17 protein-coding genes and 2 pseudogenes are annotated in these 19,024 nt (G+C 59.0%); 17 read left to right on the forward strand and 2 right to left on the reverse strand.

What is annotated here, in order from left to right:
* Nucleotides 1–5 precede the first annotated feature (5 nt).
* From O4H62_RS21645 to O4H62_RS21670, 6 genes are all read left to right on the forward strand, one after another.
* Nucleotides 6–992: a TRAP transporter substrate-binding protein gene (locus tag O4H62_RS21645; protein WP_269390949.1), complete on the forward strand. Its 987-nt coding sequence runs from the start codon at nt 6–8 to the stop codon at nt 990–992.
* Between the two features lie 51 nt (nt 993–1,043).
* On the forward strand, nt 1,044–1,565 hold the full coding sequence (locus O4H62_RS21650; RefSeq protein WP_269390950.1) for a TRAP transporter small permease subunit: 522 nt from the start codon (nt 1,044–1,046) through the stop codon (nt 1,563–1,565).
* Nucleotides 1,558–2,847 (forward strand): TRAP transporter large permease, encoded by a 1,290-nt coding sequence (locus tag O4H62_RS21655; protein ID WP_269390951.1) that lies wholly within the window; start codon nt 1,558–1,560, stop codon nt 2,845–2,847. Before O4H62_RS21650 ends, O4H62_RS21655 begins: the two co-directional genes overlap by 8 nt.
* The gene (locus tag O4H62_RS21660) at nt 2,844–3,560 is read left to right on the forward strand and encodes a GntR family transcriptional regulator (RefSeq protein WP_269390952.1); all 717 of its coding nucleotides are present in this window, start codon (nt 2,844–2,846) and stop codon (nt 3,558–3,560) included. Before O4H62_RS21655 ends, O4H62_RS21660 begins: the two co-directional genes overlap by 4 nt.
* Nucleotides 3,544–4,260 carry an SDR family NAD(P)-dependent oxidoreductase gene (locus O4H62_RS21665; RefSeq protein ID WP_269390953.1) on the forward strand — a complete coding sequence of 239 codons (717 nt, stop codon included), beginning with the start codon at nt 3,544–3,546 and terminating at the stop codon, nt 4,258–4,260. The genes O4H62_RS21660 and O4H62_RS21665 overlap by 17 nt, the downstream gene beginning before the upstream one ends.
* Before the next feature lie 680 nt (nt 4,261–4,940).
* Entirely contained in the window at nt 4,941–5,081 is a 141-nt protein-coding gene (locus O4H62_RS21670) for a hypothetical protein (RefSeq protein WP_269390954.1), read from the forward strand.
* A gap of 193 nt (nt 5,082–5,274) precedes the next feature.
* Here O4H62_RS21670 and O4H62_RS21675 read toward each other — a convergent pair whose 3' ends face one another.
* Together O4H62_RS21675 and O4H62_RS21680 are read right to left on the reverse strand one after the other, a co-directional pair.
* Nucleotides 5,275–8,385, reverse strand: a complete 3,111-nt coding sequence (locus O4H62_RS21675) for an efflux RND transporter permease subunit (RefSeq protein WP_269390955.1) — start codon at nt 8,383–8,385, stop codon at nt 5,275–5,277.
* Between the two features lie 17 nt (nt 8,386–8,402).
* Complete coding sequence (locus tag O4H62_RS21680) at nt 8,403–9,533, reverse strand: efflux RND transporter periplasmic adaptor subunit (RefSeq protein WP_269390956.1); 1,131 nt, start codon at nt 9,531–9,533, stop codon at nt 8,403–8,405.
* A 31-nt stretch (nt 9,534–9,564) separates the two neighbouring features.
* Here O4H62_RS21680 and O4H62_RS21685 point away from each other — a divergent pair, with 31 nt between their 5' ends.
* The 11 genes and pseudogenes from O4H62_RS21685 to O4H62_RS21735 all read left to right on the forward strand — a co-directional run.
* Nucleotides 9,565–10,320: a TetR/AcrR family transcriptional regulator gene (locus O4H62_RS21685; protein ID WP_269390957.1), complete on the forward strand. Its 756-nt coding sequence runs from the start codon at nt 9,565–9,567 to the stop codon at nt 10,318–10,320.
* A gap of 491 nt (nt 10,321–10,811) precedes the next feature.
* Nucleotides 10,812–11,348, forward strand: a pseudogene (locus O4H62_RS21690) (IS6 family transposase); the annotation flags it as partial.
* Nucleotides 11,349–11,658: 310 nt separating this feature from the next.
* Entirely contained in the window at nt 11,659–12,690 is a 1,032-nt protein-coding gene (add, locus tag O4H62_RS21695) for an adenosine deaminase (protein ID WP_269390958.1), read from the forward strand.
* A gap of 10 nt (nt 12,691–12,700) precedes the next feature.
* Nucleotides 12,701–13,525, forward strand: a complete 825-nt coding sequence (locus O4H62_RS21700) for an amino acid ABC transporter permease (RefSeq protein WP_269390959.1) — start codon at nt 12,701–12,703, stop codon at nt 13,523–13,525.
* 10 nt (nt 13,526–13,535) lie between these two features.
* Nucleotides 13,536–14,303 (forward strand): amino acid ABC transporter ATP-binding protein, encoded by a 768-nt coding sequence (locus tag O4H62_RS21705; protein WP_269390960.1) that lies wholly within the window; start codon nt 13,536–13,538, stop codon nt 14,301–14,303.
* Nucleotides 14,304–14,337: 34 nt separating this feature from the next.
* A complete protein-coding gene (locus O4H62_RS21710) occupies nt 14,338–15,177 on the forward strand; it encodes an ABC transporter substrate-binding protein (protein ID WP_269390961.1) in 840 nt (279 codons plus the stop codon).
* Between the two features lie 112 nt (nt 15,178–15,289).
* Nucleotides 15,290–16,690 carry an aldehyde dehydrogenase family protein gene (locus O4H62_RS21715; RefSeq protein WP_269390962.1) on the forward strand — a complete coding sequence of 467 codons (1,401 nt, stop codon included), beginning with the start codon at nt 15,290–15,292 and terminating at the stop codon, nt 16,688–16,690.
* 30 nt (nt 16,691–16,720) lie between these two features.
* On the forward strand, nt 16,721–18,118 hold the full coding sequence (locus O4H62_RS21720) for an acyclic terpene utilization AtuA family protein (RefSeq protein WP_269390963.1): 1,398 nt from the start codon (nt 16,721–16,723) through the stop codon (nt 18,116–18,118).
* A gap of 4 nt (nt 18,119–18,122) precedes the next feature.
* Complete coding sequence (locus O4H62_RS21725) at nt 18,123–18,446, forward strand: DUF4387 domain-containing protein (protein ID WP_269390964.1); 324 nt, start codon at nt 18,123–18,125, stop codon at nt 18,444–18,446.
* 69 nt (nt 18,447–18,515) lie between these two features.
* Nucleotides 18,516–18,809: a LysR family transcriptional regulator gene (locus O4H62_RS21730; RefSeq protein WP_269390965.1), complete on the forward strand. Its 294-nt coding sequence runs from the start codon at nt 18,516–18,518 to the stop codon at nt 18,807–18,809.
* A gap of 25 nt (nt 18,810–18,834) precedes the next feature.
* Nucleotides 18,835–18,999: pseudogene (locus O4H62_RS21735) on the forward strand (fumarate hydratase C-terminal domain-containing protein); the annotation flags it as partial.
* Nucleotides 19,000–19,024 lie beyond the last annotated feature (25 nt).

Raw genomic sequence — 19,024 nt, forward strand, 5'->3', positions numbered from 1 at the left:
CATCGATGACCATGATGACAAGAATTCTCGCGGCAACCACCGCGCTGACCCTGACCTGCGGCGCCGCGCTTGCGGAGACCAAATGGGATCTTTCGACAGCATGGGGCGCAAACAACTTCCATGCGGAAAGCGCGATCGCCTTTGCCGATGCCGTGCGCACAGCTACCGACGGCTCAGTCGACATCACCGTGCATCTGTCCGGCGACACCGGTGTGAAGATCACCGAAAAACTCGCAGCGGTTGAAAACGGCATCGTTCAGATGGCCGACATGCTGATGTTCCTGCAGGCAGGCGATGAGCCGTTTCTGGCCGTCGACACGCTGCCCTACCTGATCCAGGGCCAGGACGAGATGAAGCAATGGCTCGAAGTGGCGGGCCCGACTTACGACGAGATTTTTGCGCGCCATAACCAGAAGGTGCTGTATTATGTGCCGTGGCCGTCGCCCGGTGTTTACACCAAGAAGCCGATTGTCAGCGCAGACGACATGTCCGGTCAGCGCATCCGCGCGTTCAACGCGACCTCATTCACCTTCCTTGAAAAGATGGGTGCGGCCCCGGTAGAGCTGCCGTTTGAAGAGCTGGCAACCGCTGTCGCTGCAGGAACCGTTGACGGCGTTGCCACGTCAACCTCCACGGGTGCGAACTCCAAGCTTTATCAGTTCATGGAGAACTTCAATCCGCTCAACTGGTCGATGTCGCCCGACGCGGTGACGGTGAACCTTGATGCGTGGAACGCGCTGAGCGATGAGGAACGCAAGATCATCGAGGGGTTGGCGGACAAGATGGAAGCCGACTTCTGGGCAGCTTCGGCAGCAGAGGACGAAGCGCAGACCACAGTGCTGGTTGAAAACGGCATGGTGATTTCGAAAGCTGACGAAAGCCTCAAGGCGAAAATGGCCGAAGCGGGCAGGGCGATGTGGGCGGACTTCTTTGTCACCGTCCCCGAAGCGCAGGCCGTCGTTGACACCTATGCCAAGAAGATGGGCAAATAGCCAGATACAACGGGGCGGGCCTTGTGTCCGCCCCCGCGTCCAAGGAATGTCATGGCCCGTTTCCTTACCCTTATTGACCGCCTGTCGCGCTTGGCCGAGCTTGCCGCCGTTGTCCTGATCTTTGGCTATTGCGCGCTCATGCTGACCGAAGTCGTGGCCCGTGCGCAGGCGAAAAGCTTTTCGTTCACTTGGGAATTCAGCCAGTATGCGATGGCCGCGATCTTTGCGCTGGCCTCGGGGAGTGCCTTGCGGACGGCTGTGCATGTGCGCATCACGCTGGTGACCGAAAAGCTGCCCGAGAACCTGGGCAAATGGATCGACGTGCTGGCCAATCTCGCAGCCCTTGTCATCGTTGCGACCATCGTGCTTGCGATGTGGACCAAGACCTCCACCTCTTTCGAGCGCAACACCCTGGCGACCTCGGTCACCAAGACGCCGCTTTGGGTGCCTCAGGCGCTGGTGCTGTGGGGTTTTGCCCAACTGTGGCTCGACCTTCTCGCGCGGTTGATACGTCGTGCAACCGGCCGCACTTACGAGTGGCGCAGTGCTGACAAGGAACAAGCAGATGTTTGAGATCGCAACTGTCGCCTGCATCCTGTTCGTGGCCCTGCTTGCGGGCTCGGTCTGGATCGGCCTGTCCCTCTTTGCGACCGGTTACCTGTTGCTGGCGATCTTCAAATCCAACATCCCGATGGATATCTTCAGCAGTGGCGTGATCTGGGGTTCACTGATCCCGACGCCTCTGCTGTCGCTGCCGCTGTTCATCCTGATGAGCGAAGTTCTGGTCACCGCCGGTCTGGGCCGGGCGCTGTTTTCGGGACTTGCCCCATGGGTCGGACGTCTGCCTGGCGGCCTGCTGCATGTCAACGTCGTCGGCTCGACGCTGTTCGCGGCCGTTTCAGGCTCATCGGCCGCGACCACGGCCATCGTCGGGAATGTCAGCCTGCCCGAGTTGCAGGCGCGCGGCTATGACAGGCAGCTTGCGATGGGCTCTCTTGCCGGGGCAGGGACTTTGGGGTTCCTGATCCCGCCGTCGATCATCATGATCATCTACGGTGTGGTCGCCGAGCAATCGATCCTGGAACTGTTCATCGCCGGAGTGATCCCGGGTCTGACGCTGGCGGCTCTTTACATGATCTACATTGCCCTGCACCAGACCATCAGCCGAACCCAGCCCCCCGGCGAGCGGGCCACTCGCGGCGAATTGCTGGCCGGATTGCGCGATATCGGGCCGATTGCCGCGCTGATCGGCGCGATCATGGCAGCGCTCTATCTGGGATTTGCAAGCGTCAGCGAACTCGCTGCACTGGGCGTTCTGGGATCTGTCCTGATCACTGTCCTGATGGGGCGATTCAGCTGGCGCGCGATGCTGGCCGCAGGGCGGCGCGCCGTGCGAACATCTGCGATGATCGGGCTGATCGTGATTGGTGCGGCGCTTTTGAATTCGGCTTTCGGTTTTCTCGGCATCCCCAAGGTGATTGCAGAACAGATCGCCGGCTTTGGCCTGTCGCCGATGGCGCTGATCGTGGTCCTGCTGGCCTTTTATGCGGCTCTGGGAATGTTCCTTGATGGCACGTCGATCATCGTCATGACGCTTCCGATCACCTTGCCGTTGATCACGGCGGCAGGGTTTGATCCGATCTGGTTTGGTATTTTCGTCGTGGTTGCTGTTGAAATCAGCCAGATCACGCCGCCAATCGGGTTCAACCTTTTTGTCATCCAGTCCCAGACCGGCGAAAGCATCGGCACCATTGCCCGGGCGGCGCTGCCGTTCTTTGGCATCCTGCTCGGCTTTGCCCTGCTGCTGGCCGTATTCCCCGACCTGGCACTGTGGTTGCCAAGGACGCTGCAATGACAGCGCTGCACCAACAGCTGGCCGGGACCATCCTGACGCAGATCCAGACAGGCAAGCTGCGGGTAGGCGATAAACTGCCACCCGAAATTGAATACGCAGCGGAACTGGGGGTCAGCCGGTCCACCCTCAGGCTGGCCTTTGCCGAACTGGAACGTGTGGGCGTCTTGCAGCGCAAGAAGCGCGCCGGCACAACCATCACCTCGGACCGTCCCAAATCGCAGTTCAACATGAGCACGACAGGTCTGCACGAATTGCTTAGCCTGGGGCGGGACACGGATCTGGTTCTGTCCGGGACGAAAACCGTGCGCGCCGACAAAATCACCCATCTGAACGGACACCATAGCGAAACCGGCCACTGGCTGGAAATCAGCGGCACCCGCACGCTGCCCGGAGAAGCCGTGCCGTTCAACAGCACGCAGATCTATGTGCCTGCCCGCTACGCGGCAATCCAGCATGTTCTCAAGCCAAGTGAACCCTCCGTGTTCCGTATCATCGAGGAACGGTTCGATCTTGTGGTGGGACGGGTCAGCCAGACGGCCCAGGCCATCCGCTGTCCGGCCGGGATTGCTGAAATTATCGGCATTGACCCCGGTGCTCCGGCGCTGCGGATCGTCGCCCATCTCTACGATCGAAATGCGGTCCTGATGGAAATCTCGATCGCCACATTCGATCCGGAAAGATTTCAACTGCAAACGGATGTTCAAGTTGACTAAGCCAGCCTTGCGAACAGTCGTAACCGGCGGGAGCGGCGCCTTGGGCTCTGCCATCGTGGCAGCGTCGTTGGCGCGCGGCGACCGGGTGGTCAACCTTGATCGAGTTGCAAGCGAGAACGCCCATTGGGTCGAAGTCGACTTTGCGGACACCGCGTCGGTCGCCCGTGCGGTGGATGAAGCGGCGAACATTCTTGGCGGGATCGACGTTCTGATCCATTCCGCCGGGATCTTCCGCGCCAATGAATTCCTGTCCATTTCGGACACAGAGTTTTCGGATATTCTCAACATCAATCTGCTGGGCAGCTTCCGGATTGCGCAACAGGTCGCCTCCAGAATGGTCGGCACAGGCGGGCGCATTCTGCTGATGTCATCAATCCATGCGAAATACGGGGTCAGGGGGCGTCTGGCCTACGGTGCGTCCAAGGCGGGGATCGAGGCGATTACCCGTGTGATGGCGACCGAGTTGTCTGCTTACGGCATCCGCGTCAATGCACTGGCCCCTGGCGCGGTATCGGCGGGGATGGTGTCGACAGACACTAGACACCTTTCGGACTGGATCAGCGTCACGCCCGCCAAACGCAAAGTAACTCCGCAAGAGGTCGCTGGAATGACCATGCTTCTGACCGGTGACGACGCCAGTTTTGTGTCGGGGCAGGTCATCTCGCAAGACGGCGGTGCCAGCATTTCCCACATTTTCTAGAGCAAGATTTTTTGTGCGGGCGTGACGGCATAGAAATCTTGCAGCAAGACCAGCTCTTTCGCTGCGAATCCCAAGCCTTTCATGTCGTTCGCCTTCTACAACCCTGAAGCGGGCCTCATTGAGGTCAAAAGAGTTGTCCCTCGAACGGCCTGACAGGCACTGCCGTCTGCGGTCGGCCCAAGGCGACCAAGGATAATGGCGTCAGCTGTGCGATCTGCAACCACACGCTCACGAAGATCATTCGATCAAGGTGCGGTCATGAATTGCTGGCCTCCATCCAGCCAGCATCAGTCAATCAGAACCAAACTGATCTGGGAATCCGGTCCGATTCAGAAAAGGACGGAAACGCTCTGGCTTGATCGAATTAGGTTACCGCAGACAAAGCGGGATAAAATCCAACGCTACTCAACAGGAAGGGCCATGCGAGCATTCGTCTCCATCACTGGCTAGATCGCCAACCTCTTCCATCTTCTTTGCCGCGATCGGAAGAGCGCTGCTTAACATCGTAAACCGCAAAACGCCGCCATGAAAATGTGGTGTGAAATCATCCTGGCAACCGCGGCATAATCCTGCCCCATGGAGGCAAATCCAGTGCCCGGGCTCAAGTTAAGGCGACACGCCGCCCAGGGTGTTCCTGAAAGTCACCATCGTGATGCTGCCGCTGAATGCGTTCGGCAACTATGTTTTTTATGAACGGTTTCGGTCCCGTCCCGGCATTCGGCCCCACCGGCGTCTCCACGCTGCTCGTCGCCTCTGTGAGCCTGGCGATCCTCATCGTCATCGCTCGCCGTGTGTCCAGAAGCGCGATCGCCACCGAGTGACCCCACAAGGGAATAACGTCAGAGCCGCCTGCGCCACAAATGGCAGCGACCAGATCGGGGCCAGCCCCCCCATAGGCACGGAGAGAAACAAAGGACGGTTGATCGCCTTGAATCTGGAGCATCTTGTCTGCGCCAAACGGTTCCGCTTGACGCAGGACACAATAGGCCTGGGTGCGCCCGGTCTTTTTTCCGGTCAGACTTCCGAAGTCACCTTGGCGCTCTTGCGCTTACGGGTGACCAGCACAAAGAACAGCGGCACGAACAGGATCCCCAACACGGTGCCTGTGATGGTGCCGCCGAGCACGCTGGTGCCGATGGCGTTGCGGCCACCCGAACCCGCGCCAGTGCTCAGAACCAGCGGCAGGACGCCGAGCGAGAAGGCCATCGACGTCATGATGATCGGACGGAACCGCTGGCGGGCTGCCTCGCGGACGGCGTCGAACAGAGTTTCCCCGGCCTCGTAGCGGTCTCGTGCGAACTCCACGATAAGGATGGCGTTCTTGCCGGTCAGACCGACCACGGTGAGGAGGCCCACTTGGAAGAACACGCCGTTCTGATAGCCACCGAACAAGGTCCATAAAACCGCGCCGAGGATGCCGACCGGCATGACGAGCATGACAGCGAACGGGATCGACCAGCTTTCGTAAAGAGCAGCGAGGCAGAGGAATACGGCCGCCAGCGACAAGGCATAAAGAAGCGGCGCCTGGTTGCCGGATTGGCGCTCTTCCAGCGACAGGCCTGTCCAGGAGACGGCATAACCGGGCAACTGGGAGGCCAGCAGTTCGATCTCCGCCATGGCTTCGCCGGTGGTCACGCCTGCGGCGGGAGATCCTTGGATCTGCATCGCGCCGACCGCGTTGTAGCGGGTCAGACCCTGCGGGCCGAAGGTCCAGCTGCCTTCGGCGAAATTGGCAAAGGGAACCAGGCCGCCGCTCGAATTGCGCACCTTCCATTTCGAAATATCGGAGGGAAGCGCGCGCGAATCCGCTTCACCCTGAATGTAGACGCGCTTGATGCGGTCGCGGTCGATGAAGTCGTTGAGGTAACTGCCGGCCCAGGCGACCTGGAGCAGCTGAGCAACGTCGGATGCGGTGACGCCCATCGCCCCAGCTGCACGCCAGTCGATATCGAGATGATACTGCGCCGCATCCTCGAGGCCGGAGGGGCGCGCCGAGCCGATGAGCGGGCTCTGCGCGGCCAGGCCGAGCAACTGGTTGCGTGCGGTGAGCAGTTGCTCGTGGGTCTGCCCATCCCGGGCTTCGAGATAGAAATCGAAGCCGCTCATGATGCCGAGTTCGGGAACCGATGGCGGTACGATCGGGAAGACCATGGCGTCCTGAATGCCCAGAAGGGCCGGATAGGCGCGGCCGGCGATGGCCTGGGCGCTCTGACCCGGCGTTAGCCGCTCCGACCAGTCCTTCAGACGAATGAAGGCGAGCCCCATATTCTGACCCTGACCCGAAAAGGAGAAGCCGACGACGCCGAACATGCTGTCGACATTGTCCTTCTCGTTTTCGAGAAAGTGCTTTTCCACTTGTTCGAGGACCTTTTGCGTTCGCTCGGCCGTGGCGCCGGTCGGCGCCTGGATAAGAGCCAGCAGAATGCCCTGGTCTTCGTCGGGCAGGAAGGCGGTCGGGGTCTGCACGAAGCTCCACGCCATCAGCCCGACGAGAGCCAGATAGATGACGCCGATGCGCAATGGACGGCGAATGATCCATCCGACGGTGCCGCCGTAGCCCCGGCTCAGCCGCTCGAATCCGCGGTTGAACCAGCCGGCAGGACCGCGCGTGGCGTGGTGCGCGGCCTTGGAGGTCAGCAGCGTGGCGCAGAGTGCCGGCGTCAGCGTCAGCGCCACGAGGACGGAGAGACCCATGGCCGAGACGATGGTGACCGAAAACTGCTGGTAGATGACGCCGGTCGATCCGCCGAAAAAGGCCATCGGCACGAACACTGCCGACAGGACCAGGGCAATGCCGATCAGGGCGCCGGTGATCTGGCCCATCGACTTGCGGGTTGCCTCGAGCGGACTGAGACCTTCTTCTTCCATGATGCGCTCGACGTTTTCCACCACCACGATCGCGTCGTCAACGAGAAGCCCGATGGCGAGCACCATGGCGAGCATTGTCAATGTGTTGATGGAATAGCCGGACGCGGCAAGGATGCCGAAGGTGCCGAGCAGGACCACAGGCACGGCCAGCGTCGGGATGAGCGTGGCGCGAAAATTCTGCAGAAACAGAAGCATGACCAGGAAGACCAGCACGATGGCTTCCACCAGCGTCTTGACGACTTCGCCGATCGAGATCTCGATGAAGGGCGTCGTGTCGTAAGGCACGACATAGCTCACGCCTTCGGGGAAAAAGGCCGAGGCCTCCTCGATCTTCGCCTTGACCAGTTCTGCCGTGTCGAGTGCGTTTGCGCCTGCTGCCAGACGGATCGCCATGCCGGTTGACGGCTTGCCGTTGAACCGGGCGATGGTCGAGTAGTTCTCCGCGCCGATCTCGACACGGGCGACATCCCTGAGCAGCACGAGGCCGCCATCGGTGGCCGCGCGAATGACAATCGCCTCGAAGTCTTCCGGTGTTGTCAACAACGACTGCGCGGTGATCGTGGCGTTCAGCTGCTGGCCTTCGACAGCGGGCAAGGTGCCGAAAGCACCGGCGGAGATCTGGGCATTCTGTGCCGACACCGCGGCAACGATATCCTGCGGGGCAAGTTCGTAGGCGGCAAGCTTGGCCGGGTCCAGCCAGATGCGCATGGCATATTTCGCGCCGAACACCTGCACTTCGCCAACGCCTTCGAGACGGCTGAACTCATCCACAAGATTGGTGTTGAGATAGTCGGACAAGTCGGTCTGGTCGAGCGCGCCATCATCCGAAATCAGCGCGATCACCATGAGGAAGCTGGCCGAGGATTTCTGGACCGTGACGCCGAGGCGCTGCACCGTTTCGGGAAGCAGCGTGGTGGCCTGCGACAGCTTGTTCTGGACCTGGACCTGGGCGATGTCCGGATCGACGCCGGTTTCGAAGGTCAGCGTGATCGAGGCCGTGCCGGCAGAGGTGGAGCTCGAGGAGAAATAACGCAGGCCGTCAAGGCCGGTCAGCCGCTGCTCGATGATCTGGGTCACCGTATTGGCAATGGTCTGCGCCGACGCTCCCGGGTAGTTGGCCGAGATCGAAATGGTCGGCGGTGCGATCTGCGGGTATTGCGAGACTGGCAGTGTGAGGATCGAAAGTACCCCGGCGCCCATGATGATGATCGAAATCACCCATGCAAAAATCGGCCGGTCGATAAAGAAGCGTGCCATGTCGGTCTCCGGGAGGATCAGTTCTGTGCCGGCTGTTCGGCGCGTTCTTCGGGGGCGACCGTGGCTCCGACCGCGATCTTCTGCAGTCCTTCGACAATCACTTTTTCGCCGGCCTCAAGGCCATCCGCGACAATCCAGTCCGAACCGCGGTCGCTGACAATCGTCAGCAAGCGCTCCTCGACAACATTGTCAGGCCCGACCACCATGGCCGTCGGGTCGCCGCGACGGTTGCGCGAGACGCCTTCCTGCGGGACCAGAATAGCGTCCTCAATGACGCCCTGGGGCATTTCGACCTGGACATACATGCCGGGCAGCAGCATTTCGTCAGGGTTCGGAAACTGCAGGCGCAGCGTGATCACGCCGGTTTGCTCATCAACATGCGGCTCCGCTGCCGTGAGTTCGCCAGTGTGTTCGAAGGTGGTGCGATCGGCGAGCATCAGTTCGACCTTGGTGTCGATCTTGGCACCTGCCGCCCGCGGGCCCTGGCGCTTCCAGCGCACCAGATCGGCGGCGGATTGGGCGACGTCGACATAGACGGGATCCAGTTTGCGGATGACTGCAAGGGGAGCGGCCTGGCCCGATATGATGAGCGCACCCTGGGTGGTGAGAGACCGTCCGATGGCGCCCGACAATTGGGCGCGGATCGTGGTGCGCTCCAGATCGATATTGGCTGCAAGCAGTTGCGCCTTGGCGACCTGCAAGGCGGCGTCGGCGATGTCGCGGGTGGTGATGGCGGCATCCAGGGCCTGCTCGCTGGCGACATTGCTCTTGCGCAGACTTTCCATGCGGGTGAGCTCGCGGTCGGCTGATTTGAGGCTGACTTCAGCCTGGTTGACGGCGGCCTCCGCCGCCACGACCTGCGCTCTGTAGGTTGCCGGATCAATGCGATAGAGGATATCGCCTTCCTTGACGGCCGAGCCTTCCTCGAAGAGCCGCTCGACGATGATGCCGTTGACCTGAGGCCGCACTTCAGCGACGCCGGAAGCGACAACGCGTCCCGGCAATGTTGAGGTCACCGTGACGGTCTTCGCCTCCAGCGTGACCACAGTCACAGGTGTGGGCGGGCGTTCCTGCTGCTGCGCCGAGGCGACCGACGCCATCACGGCGACGGACAGGGAAGAAAAGAGGGCGTAAGCCGCTAACCTCATCGAATATCTCCGCTCATCTTGGAGTAGCCGCTTGGCGAACGCGCACACTGCGGCTAATATGAAAACCAATTGGTTTTATAATTGCTTTTTTGCAATGCGCAAGCGAAACGCTGCACCTGCGAAAGGGAGGGTCAATTTGTTGCCAGATAGCCTCAACAGCTGCCGCGGCCCCGGCCGGCCTCGGCAGTTCGACACCACAGAACGCGAGTCGATCATCATTGACGCGGCGGAACGGGTCATCCTGTCCCACGGCCTGGGAGGCGCGTCGATGGCGGCGATCGCCCAAGAGGCCGGAATGTCCAAGCGCACGCTTTATGAGGTGTTTGAGTCCCGCGCCGCGCTCTTCGCGGCTGTGATCCGTCGTATCCGCAACAAGGTGACGCGGACGCTGACCGAAAATGAACTCGAGCTTCCGCTTGCGGAGCGCCTACGACTGCTTCTGACGCCAGAGCGTGAGGAGGTTGCCGATCTGCTTCCGCTCGCGATCCTGCGGGCGATCATTGTCGAAGCAGACCGGCAGCCCGATCTCGTACGGGAGTTCTTGCAGGAAGGGCCGCATGCGCTTTGCGGCATGGTTCGTCTGGAGCTCGACCGCTCCGTAGCCCGCGGCGAGGTTCGGATCAGCGATACGGAAAACGCGGCACGGTTGATGGCGGACATGGCGCACGGAAACGCCATTGAACATCTCGTGACCCCCGGGCCTGCCTGCGAACGCCAGAAGGCATATGACCTGAGGCTCGATCTCGCCATTCGGGTGTTCCTTGGCGGAATCGGAGAAGCCGACTAGGTTATCCGCGCCAGATCCATGGTGGTTCGGTAGCGCCGCCTTAACACAAAGGGCGGTATTTTCCGGCATGAGCCCGAATGTCGCCCACCTTTCCCACCTTCACTGCAAGCATCTGAAAACCGCCGATCATCGCGATGTCCGCGCTGCCGACATCGAGGTCAATATGGGAGTGCATACGTTCCCTTGCGAATGACAACCCATTGGTATCATTCGCACATCGCACTTGATCCTGGAAACCATCCCCGCCACAAATTGTAAATGCATAAGATACATTACGGAACTGTCTTGGTGCTGCCGGGCCGACGATTTCGGCGATCCGCAGACGCTGAATCCCGGTCCGGAGTATGGGAGGAAGGTCGGGCATAAAGGGCCGCGCGGAGAATGGTCGCTTCTTTATCGTTTACTGAATTCTCCTGCCGACGGGATCAGGCCGCCGCGTGTGCCGAACCCTTGACCGTAATCGATCCGCGCCTTCATCGCTGCGCGGGCCATTCGGCCAACAATATGCCCGCTGCCTCCGGCGGCGATCCATGGGAAACTTTGCCGGCAAGTGACATCTCGACGAAATGGTCGGTTCCATCAAGGGCAGGAAACACTGGCTATGGCGGGCCGTCGACGCCGATGGGTATTTCCTCGACGCTCTGATCCAGAGCCGTCGGAACAAGCAGGCAGCTCTGAAACTGATGCGAAAACTGCTCAAAGACCAGCGCATCAGGCCCCGCGTTATGATCACCGGCAAGCACAAATATTACGATGCGGCCAAAGGGAGATTAGGCCTGGTGTCGAGCATCGTTCGCATAAGGGCCTGAACAACCGAGCGGAGAATTCGCATCTGGCTGTTCGACGACGAGAACGAGGAATGATGCGGCTCAGGTCAGCACGACAATGCCAGCGCTTGTTTCGATCCACGGCCCGATCGCCAAGCTTTTCCGACTTCACCGCAAGCATCTGAAAGCCGCCGTCATCGCGATATTCGCGCTGCCGCGATGGCGGTTTGGAGCGAAGTCGCTCTGTCGGCGGCCTCATGAAGCAGGCCCGTCGTGGGCATCCCGTGCAAAACCCAAGTTTAGGCGACGCTGCCATACACAACATCGGGCCCCTTCCTGGCGCCGGAACCAATGAATGCGCCATATGTATTAGATATCGAAACCATCTATTTCATGTATTTGACTTATAGCAGGGCGCATTTCATCCTATCCTGACACGCCGCACTTTAGACGAGGCGAGATGAGCTGAGGGTCGACCGAAAGAGTCTCCACAGGCGCCGGAAATGTGATGAGTCGCCAGCATAGGCGATGGCAGGTGAACATATCTGCATTCTTATGGGAGCACGTAATCTTGGAACTAGAAACCTTCTATTCGAAACTTCCGAAGGTGCATCTTCACACCCACATCTTGGGGATGGTCAAGGCAGAGACCGTCATCGACCTGGCCTGCGCCAACGCTGTAGACATTGGTGTCAGCGATCCCGCCGAGCTGTATAAATATTATGATTTCCGCGCTTTTCTCGATATTCTCGCGAAAGTGGCTGCCGTGATACGCCGGGAGGAGGATTTCAGCCGCGTCATGTACGAGGCAATTGCTGAAGACTACCTCGCAAGCCGCGTTCTCTATTCCGAGATTTTCGTCCAGACGTCCGTCCATCAGTTGTTCGGTGTGCCCTATGAAGTCATCATTGCAGGCTTCGAGCATGGTGTTCGCCGCGCCGAGGCGGAGTTCGGCATCGAGGTCCGTTTAATCGAAGGCATCAACCGCGAACTGCCTTCCTATAATGCTGTCGATTGCGTGCGGAAGCTGATCGCCAGGAAGCCCGACCGGTTTATTGGCATCGGACTGGAGAATTTCGAGCCTGCTGGAGCGCCGGAACATTTCGCAGCCGCCTACGATCTCGCGAGGGCCGAAGGCCTTCACCGGACTGCCCATGCAGGCGAGCACGGACCTGCCCAAAACATCGTCACTTCGCTCGGTGCGCTTAAATGCGAACGGATCGATCATGGTTACAAGAGCGTGGAGGACCCGACGGTCTTTTATCGCCTCACCGATAATGGCGTTCACTTCACGGCCTGTCCGACGGTCTCAAGCCGACAGGGCTGGAACCGCGAGGATGGGCATGTGCTGAAGAAAATGCGCGATGGCAATGCGTGGATATCGATCAATTCGGACGATCCGGCAATAATCAACACCACGCTCGCGCGCGAGTACAGCTTGGCCCAAGAATTCATGGGCGCAACGCCAGCGGAAATGGCCAAGATTAGCTTTCGGGCGATAGATGCAACATGGCTTTCGGCGTCTGGCAAGACGGCTCTACGCAATCGCTTTCGCGAGGAATTCAGCAAAATCCCGGAGTTGGCCAATGTCGCATTCGACTAAAGTTTCGCACTTGTCGGGCTCGGAAAAGGTCACCTACCGCATTTCGGGCAAGGTGCACTATGGGCGCTACTTTTCTGCAGCGCTGATCTTTTTGGGGCTTGCGCTGATAGTCCGCGCTTTTTGGGTGGGCCATATCCGCTGGGAACTCGTTGGAGATTACCTTTTCGGACCGAGCATCATCAATGGGATTATCAACACGCTGATCCTGACTGCCGCTGCCATGGTTGTCGGCATCGTTCTGGGCCTCGCCGCGGCATTGATGACGCTGTCACAAAACCCCGTGCTTAACCTTAGCGCACGCGCCTATATCATGGTCTTCCGGTCAGTGCCTGTGCTTCTGCAGCTGTTGATCTGGTACAATCTGGGGCTGGTCTTCCCGACAATCGGAATTCCAGGCCTGTTTTCCGTGCCAACGACGGATGTCGTTACGCCGTTCATTGCGTCGCTGCTTGCTTTCGGGATCATGCAAGGATCCTACACAAGTGAGGTCATCCGCGCCGGCCTCCTTTCCGTTAGCCGTGGCCAGTCAGAGGCGGCAACCGCGATCGGCATGACGAGAATGCAGTCGCTGCGGCGCATCATCATACCGCAGGCGATGGTAGTGATCATTCCGCCGATCGGAAACGAAGTGATCGGCATGGTCAAATACACCTCGATCGCCAGTATCATCCAGTACAAGGACGTCATCTATAGCGCCCAAACGATTTACTACACCAATGGTCGCGTCATCGAACTCCTGATGGTTTGCGCCTTCTGGTATCTGCTCGTTGTGATAGTCCTCAGTATCCTGCAGCGATACGTCGAGAACTATTTCGGCCGGCACCACAAGCGCTGAGGGCAAGCTTATGACGTTTACAGTTGAAATCCGCGACTTGCAGAAGCACTACGGCACTTTTCACGCGCTTCGCGGCGTATCGTTGGAGATAGGCCAGGGCGAGGTCGTCTGCATTATCGGTCCGTCAGGCTCCGGCAAGAGCACTCTGCTGAGATGCATCAACCAGCTCGAGACGCCGAACGCTGGAATCGTGCGGGTCAATGGCGACATCATCGGCTACCGGCTCGAGGGTGATGAACTCCACGCTCTTCCCGACCGTTCTCTTGCTCAACAGCGGTCGCGCATCGGAATGGTATTTCAGCAGTTCAATCTTTTCGCCCACAAGACCGCGCTGGAAAATGTCATGGAAGGGCCGGTCATTGTGCGTCGGATCGCGCAGAGCGAAGCTAGGCAGCGCGGGCTTGAGCTACTGGAGCGCGTTGGGCTGGCGGACAAGGCAGATTCATACCCGGCCCAATTATCTGGCGGCCAGCAACAGCGGGTGGCGATCGCGCGGGCGATGGCGATGGACCCCGTCCTGCTCCTCTTCGACGAACCAACCTCAGCACTCGACCCCGAACTGGTCAGCGAGGTTCTGCAGACGATGCGAGAACTAACCAAATCGGGCCTTACCATGATCGTCGTAACCCACGAACTCGGCTTCGCGCGTGACGTCGCAGACCGGATCGTCTTCATGGACCAGGGGCAGATCGTAGAAGCTGGTGATGCGCGCGATTTGCTCATCAATCCGCGACACCCGCGAACCCAGGAATTTTTGGCAGCTGTACGCAGCCACTAATGCGACAACAATACCTCCAACAAGGAGAATGGGGATGACACAAGGAAGAAAACGCAATCTGTTTTTGGTGCTCGCCTTAACGACGCTGGCTTGGCCCACCGTTGCACAGGAGGTGACTCCGCCAGCGGCAATCAAGGAAGCGGGCGTGCTCCGCACGTCGGTGGATGCAGCGTTTCCGCCAATGAACTACAAGGACGCTGACGGAAACTTCGTTGGCATCGGTGTCGATATCGTAAAGGCGATCGGAGAGAAGTTCGGTGTGCCTGTTGAAATGGTCGAATCGTCCTATCCACAACTGATGCCCGGACTTGAAACCGGCCGCTTTGACTTCATCGGGTCTGCCATGGGCGACTTCCCGAATCGCCGCGAGAGTCTGACCTTCGTCGACTATTTGAAGACGGGTCCGCAGGTCTTCTCGCTGGCGAAAAAGAAAGACGAGCTTCCGACGCTAGACGCTCTCTGCGGCAGGACTGCTGCGCATGCTCGTTTTGTGACGAGTTACGGGATAGCGATGAAAGCGCTTAGCGACGACACCTGTACGGCCGCTGACAAGCCGGCAATCAACATTCAGCTGGATGACCTGCCGGTACAGATCGCCCTGGCGCAGAACCGCTTCGATGCGGGCGTGATCTCTGCCGAAAACGTCAGTTATCTCATGCAGATCGAGCCGGACCTCTATTACCGGATCGGTGAGCCTTTGCGCGTTTGGTATTATGGGTTCGGCTTCAAGAAGGACGATGTCGAGTTGCGGGATGCGGTTTCCAAAGCGGTTCAAGCAATCATCGACGACGGCACCTATGCCGAGATCCTGGAGAAGCACGGGGTCCCCGAACTGGCGATCGAGGCTGCAAAGATCGACAGCGGAGAATTCTAGCCTCCAAAGGCGGAGAGGTCCGCGGCCTTTCGAGGCCGCGGCGCATGAAATGAAGCGCTTCATGCCCGAATTCATTTGCCCAATCTTGCGGTGAAAGACAGGAGAATTTGTAATGAACGAGTGCATTGAAGTGCGCGCGCCTTTCGATGGCAGGCTGCTCGACCGCGTTCCGGTGACCTCTTCCGGGGCTATCGAGAATGCGCTAACGACGGCGTATCAGCTTTTCCGCAATCGGCGCGCATGGCTTGATCTGCCACGTAGGATCGCGATCCTTGGTGCGGTTCGCGACATCGTTCTGGAACGCCGAAACGAACTTGCTTTGCTTGTCGCCAGCGAAAGCGGCAAGCCTCTGCGCGACTCCCTTGTTGAGATCGATCGGGGAGCGAACTGTCTGGATATTTGTATCCAGCAACTTTCTACCGATGGCGGGCACGTCGTCCCGATGGGACTGAACGTCACGTCCGCGGCGCGTGTCGCATTTACGCAATACGAACCAATCGGCTTGGTGCTCGGCATCGCTGCTTTCAATCATCCGTTCAATTTGGTCATGCACCAAATTGCACCGGCTGTCGCCGTGGGCGCGCCTGCCATCATCAAACCGTCGCCTAAGACGCCTCTGAGTTGCAGGGCCTTGCTCGACATATTCATCGAGGCGGGCCTTCCGGAAGGGTGGGCTCAGATGGTCCTGCCGACTGATCTTGCGATGATCCGGAAACTGGTTAGCGACCAGCGTATCGGTTTCGTCAGCTTTATCGGCTCCGCCGCGGTCGGTTGGTCCTTAAGATCGGAGTTGGCACCTGGGACGCGTTGCGCACTGGAACATGGCGGTATTGCGCCGGTAATCGTTGCGCAAGATGCGGATCTTGACGATGCAGTGCCGCGGCTTGCGCGTGCGGCATTCTGGCATGCCGGGCAGGCATGCGTCTCGGCCCAACGGCTCTACTGCCACAGCGATGTTGTGGACGAATTTGTCCAACGGTTGGCAGATGCCGGTCGTTCAATGGTGACCGGCGATCCGGTTGAAACAACGACCGATGTCGGCCCGCTGATCACGCATGCGGAAAATGACCGCATAGAGTCTTGGGTCCGCGAGGCGATCGAAGAAGGCGCGGTGGCCGTGTGCGGCGGCGCAAAGATATCTGCGAGCTGCTACGAGAATACCGTGCTTCTCAACCCAGCACCGAATTCCAAGGTGTCCCGGCGGGAAATCTTTGGTCCGGTCGTGGGTGTCTACACCTTCGATGACATGGATGACGCGATCGCGTCGGCCAATAGTGTCGAGTTCGCTTTCCAGTCGGCGATCTTCACGCGGGATATCGACCGGGCGATGCATGCCTTCCGACATCTTGACGGTACCGCGATCATGCTGAACGAACATCCACTCTTTCGGGTCGACTGGATGCCTTTCGCAGGCGCGCGTCAGTCCGGCCTTGGCATCGGCGGCATACCGGCAACCATGGCCGATATGCGTACGGAAAAGATGATGGTCTGTCGCTCGCAGGCTCTGGCGTGAGCGAACCGCTCGAGGTTTGAGGACGCCGCCATGATACGTGACATTGAAGCGGATAGCGAGTTGAGCGAATTGAGAATTCTCTCCCCGACGGCCATTCTGGGATACGGATTTCCTGAAGCGTCGTTTCGGCGTGGCCTCGAACGGCGACCGCACGCCATTGCTGTCGACGCCGGCTCCACAGACCCAGGACCGTACTACCTCGGCTCCGGCATCTCATTCACCGATCGCTCTGCCGTTCGCCGCGACCTGAAGCTGATCCTTGAAGCAGGGCGAGAACTCAATATTCCAGTCATCATTGGCTCGGCAGGTGGTGCCGGTGCCAAGCCGCATTTGGAGTGGACACTTGAAATCGTACGGGAGATTGCGTCTGCCAGCGGCCTTCGAGGAAGTCTGGCTATCATCAATGCCGATATCGATCGCGAACGCGTCTTGTCTGCTTTCCGCGAGAACGGCATCACTCCCCTGACGCCAGGTCAGGCGCTCTCGGAAAACGATATCACAGAGAGCAGCCAGATAGTTGCACAGATGGGTGAGGAACCACTGATTGCTGCGTTGCAAGACGGTGCGGACGTCATTCTGGCCGGTCGCAGTTATGATCCCGCTGTGTTTGCGGCGCTACCGATCTCTCTCGGGTTCGACCGAGGACTCGCCCTCCATATGGGCAAAATACTTGAATGCGCTGCTATAGCGGCTTCGCCGGGCAGCGGCAGTGACTGCATGCTTGGTACGCTGTATCGCGATGCATTTGTTGTCGAGCCTTTATCTGATGACAGAGTTTGCACGATCGCGTCCGTCGCCGGACATTCGCTGTATGAAAAAAGCAATCCGTACGTATTGCCCGGACCGGGAGGATCGCTGGATCTGACGAATACGGCGTTCGAGCAAATAGACGAGCGGCGCGTCCGAGTCTCCGGGAGCATGTTCATTCCAGCCAAGAGCTACTTCGTCAAATTGGAGGCCGCGCGCCGGATGGGCTTTCGGACGATCTCCATCGCCGGAGCACGTGATCCCGCCTTCATAGTCGGCTTCGACAAGATTGTTGAAGGAGTACGGAAGCGAACAGCGGAGAATTTTCGCGAAATCGATCAGTCATCGTACACGATCAGGTTCATTGTCTATGGCCGTGACGGAGTGATGGGAGATCTGGAACCTGACAGAACCGAGATCAGCCATGAGATTGGTATTGTGATTGATGTGACGGCCGCCAGCCAGGAACTTGCAGACACGCTGTGCGCATTCACGCGCTCTACTCTTCTTCATTTTGGCTACCCCGGACGCATGTCGACAGGAGGGAACCTCGCGTTGCCTTACTCACCTTCTGATTTTCAAGCGGGCGAGGTCTATGAATTCAGCCTCTATCACTTGATGGCGGTTGAAGATCCCGGAAATGCCTTTCTTCGGAAAATGGCACGTTTGGAGGAAAGGTAACTTCATGTACCTCGTGGACGCCGCCGCAGTCATCCGCAGCAAGAATGCCGGACCGTACGAACTCACCCTTGACGTCATTTTCAAAACTACGCGTTGGTTCGATCACGCTATCGAGACGAACTTGTTAAATAAAGAGCTCATTTGTCAACTTTATCGCGTGAGTGAAGACGATGTGCTGCGGATAGTGAATTTCAGGCCCGCCAACGCGATCAAGGTAACAATAGTCAGGCCAATAGCTTCAGGAGCGATCGGTGAAACAGATGTTTACGGGGCACAGCAGCACGCTCCACTTCTGAAAATCGTCTTCGCTGATGGGGCTCCGAAATGAAACTGGACTTTCGGTACTGGTAGCTCAAGCAGAACGGTTGAATCACGCTGCAGAATGAACGGAGGAGGTATGGAATTACGTCACTTGGGGTACTCCCTGGCCGCGGCCGAAGAGCGCCACTTCACGCGGGCAGCCAAACGACCCGGGATCGCGCAGCTGCCGCTGAGCCACCACATTCAACAATTCGAGGACGAGTCAGGTTTTCTCCTTTTTCAGCGGCTTCCCAGAGGGGTGGCCCTGACTGAGGCTGGTGAGAGCTTTCTCGTCGATGTGAATTCCCTGCTCGATAAGCTGGATAGCGTCGTCAACGACACTCGCGAAATCGCCTGTTCGCCGTCAGCACCCTCGGGACATTTGATTTGATTTCGTAACGGAGGGCGCCGCTTCCCGGATTTCCAAGTCGATCAAAGCCGCGCGCGTCGTGGCTTTTGACGATCCTGGCATGGAGGCGATCCATGAATCCGAAGTTCAGGACCTCCCGGTGACAGTCGCCGTCGATGCGACCGGACAGAACCTTCACGCCACTGGGCCGAAGCTCTGGCGCAATCCCTAATCCTCCTCCTCACTGAGAAAGCCGC

The sequence above is a fragment of the Parahoeflea alexandrii genome (assembly GCF_027214025.1).
Lineage (GTDB): Bacteria > Pseudomonadota > Alphaproteobacteria > Rhizobiales > Rhizobiaceae > Hoeflea > Hoeflea alexandrii_A.

Excerpts from the sequence above, each read along its gene's own strand:
- O4H62_RS21645 (WP_269390949.1), top strand. The coding sequence starts at position 6 with ATGACCATGATGACAAGAATTCTCGCGGCAACCACCGCGCTGACCCTG.
- O4H62_RS21705 (WP_269390960.1), top strand. The coding sequence starts at position 13,536 with ATGACGTTTACAGTTGAAATCCGCGACTTGCAGAAGCACTACGGCACT.
- O4H62_RS21680 (WP_269390956.1), bottom strand. The coding sequence starts at position 9,533 with ATGAGGTTAGCGGCTTACGCCCTCTTTTCTTCCCTGTCCGTCGCCGTG.
- O4H62_RS21665 (WP_269390953.1), top strand. The coding sequence starts at position 3,544 with ATGTTCAAGTTGACTAAGCCAGCCTTGCGAACAGTCGTAACCGGCGGG.
- O4H62_RS21650 (WP_269390950.1), top strand. The coding sequence starts at position 1,044 with ATGGCCCGTTTCCTTACCCTTATTGACCGCCTGTCGCGCTTGGCCGAG.
- O4H62_RS21725 (WP_269390964.1), top strand. The coding sequence starts at position 18,123 with ATGTACCTCGTGGACGCCGCCGCAGTCATCCGCAGCAAGAATGCCGGA.
- O4H62_RS21730 (WP_269390965.1), top strand. The coding sequence starts at position 18,516 with ATGGAATTACGTCACTTGGGGTACTCCCTGGCCGCGGCCGAAGAGCGC.
- O4H62_RS21670 (WP_269390954.1), top strand. The coding sequence starts at position 4,941 with ATGTTTTTTATGAACGGTTTCGGTCCCGTCCCGGCATTCGGCCCCACC.
- O4H62_RS21710 (WP_269390961.1), top strand. The coding sequence starts at position 14,338 with ATGACACAAGGAAGAAAACGCAATCTGTTTTTGGTGCTCGCCTTAACG.
- O4H62_RS21675 (WP_269390955.1), bottom strand. The coding sequence starts at position 8,385 with ATGGCACGCTTCTTTATCGACCGGCCGATTTTTGCATGGGTGATTTCG.
- O4H62_RS21720 (WP_269390963.1), top strand. The coding sequence starts at position 16,721 with ATGATACGTGACATTGAAGCGGATAGCGAGTTGAGCGAATTGAGAATT.
- O4H62_RS21660 (WP_269390952.1), top strand. The coding sequence starts at position 2,844 with ATGACAGCGCTGCACCAACAGCTGGCCGGGACCATCCTGACGCAGATC.
- O4H62_RS21715 (WP_269390962.1), top strand. The coding sequence starts at position 15,290 with ATGAACGAGTGCATTGAAGTGCGCGCGCCTTTCGATGGCAGGCTGCTC.
- O4H62_RS21655 (WP_269390951.1), top strand. The coding sequence starts at position 1,558 with ATGTTTGAGATCGCAACTGTCGCCTGCATCCTGTTCGTGGCCCTGCTT.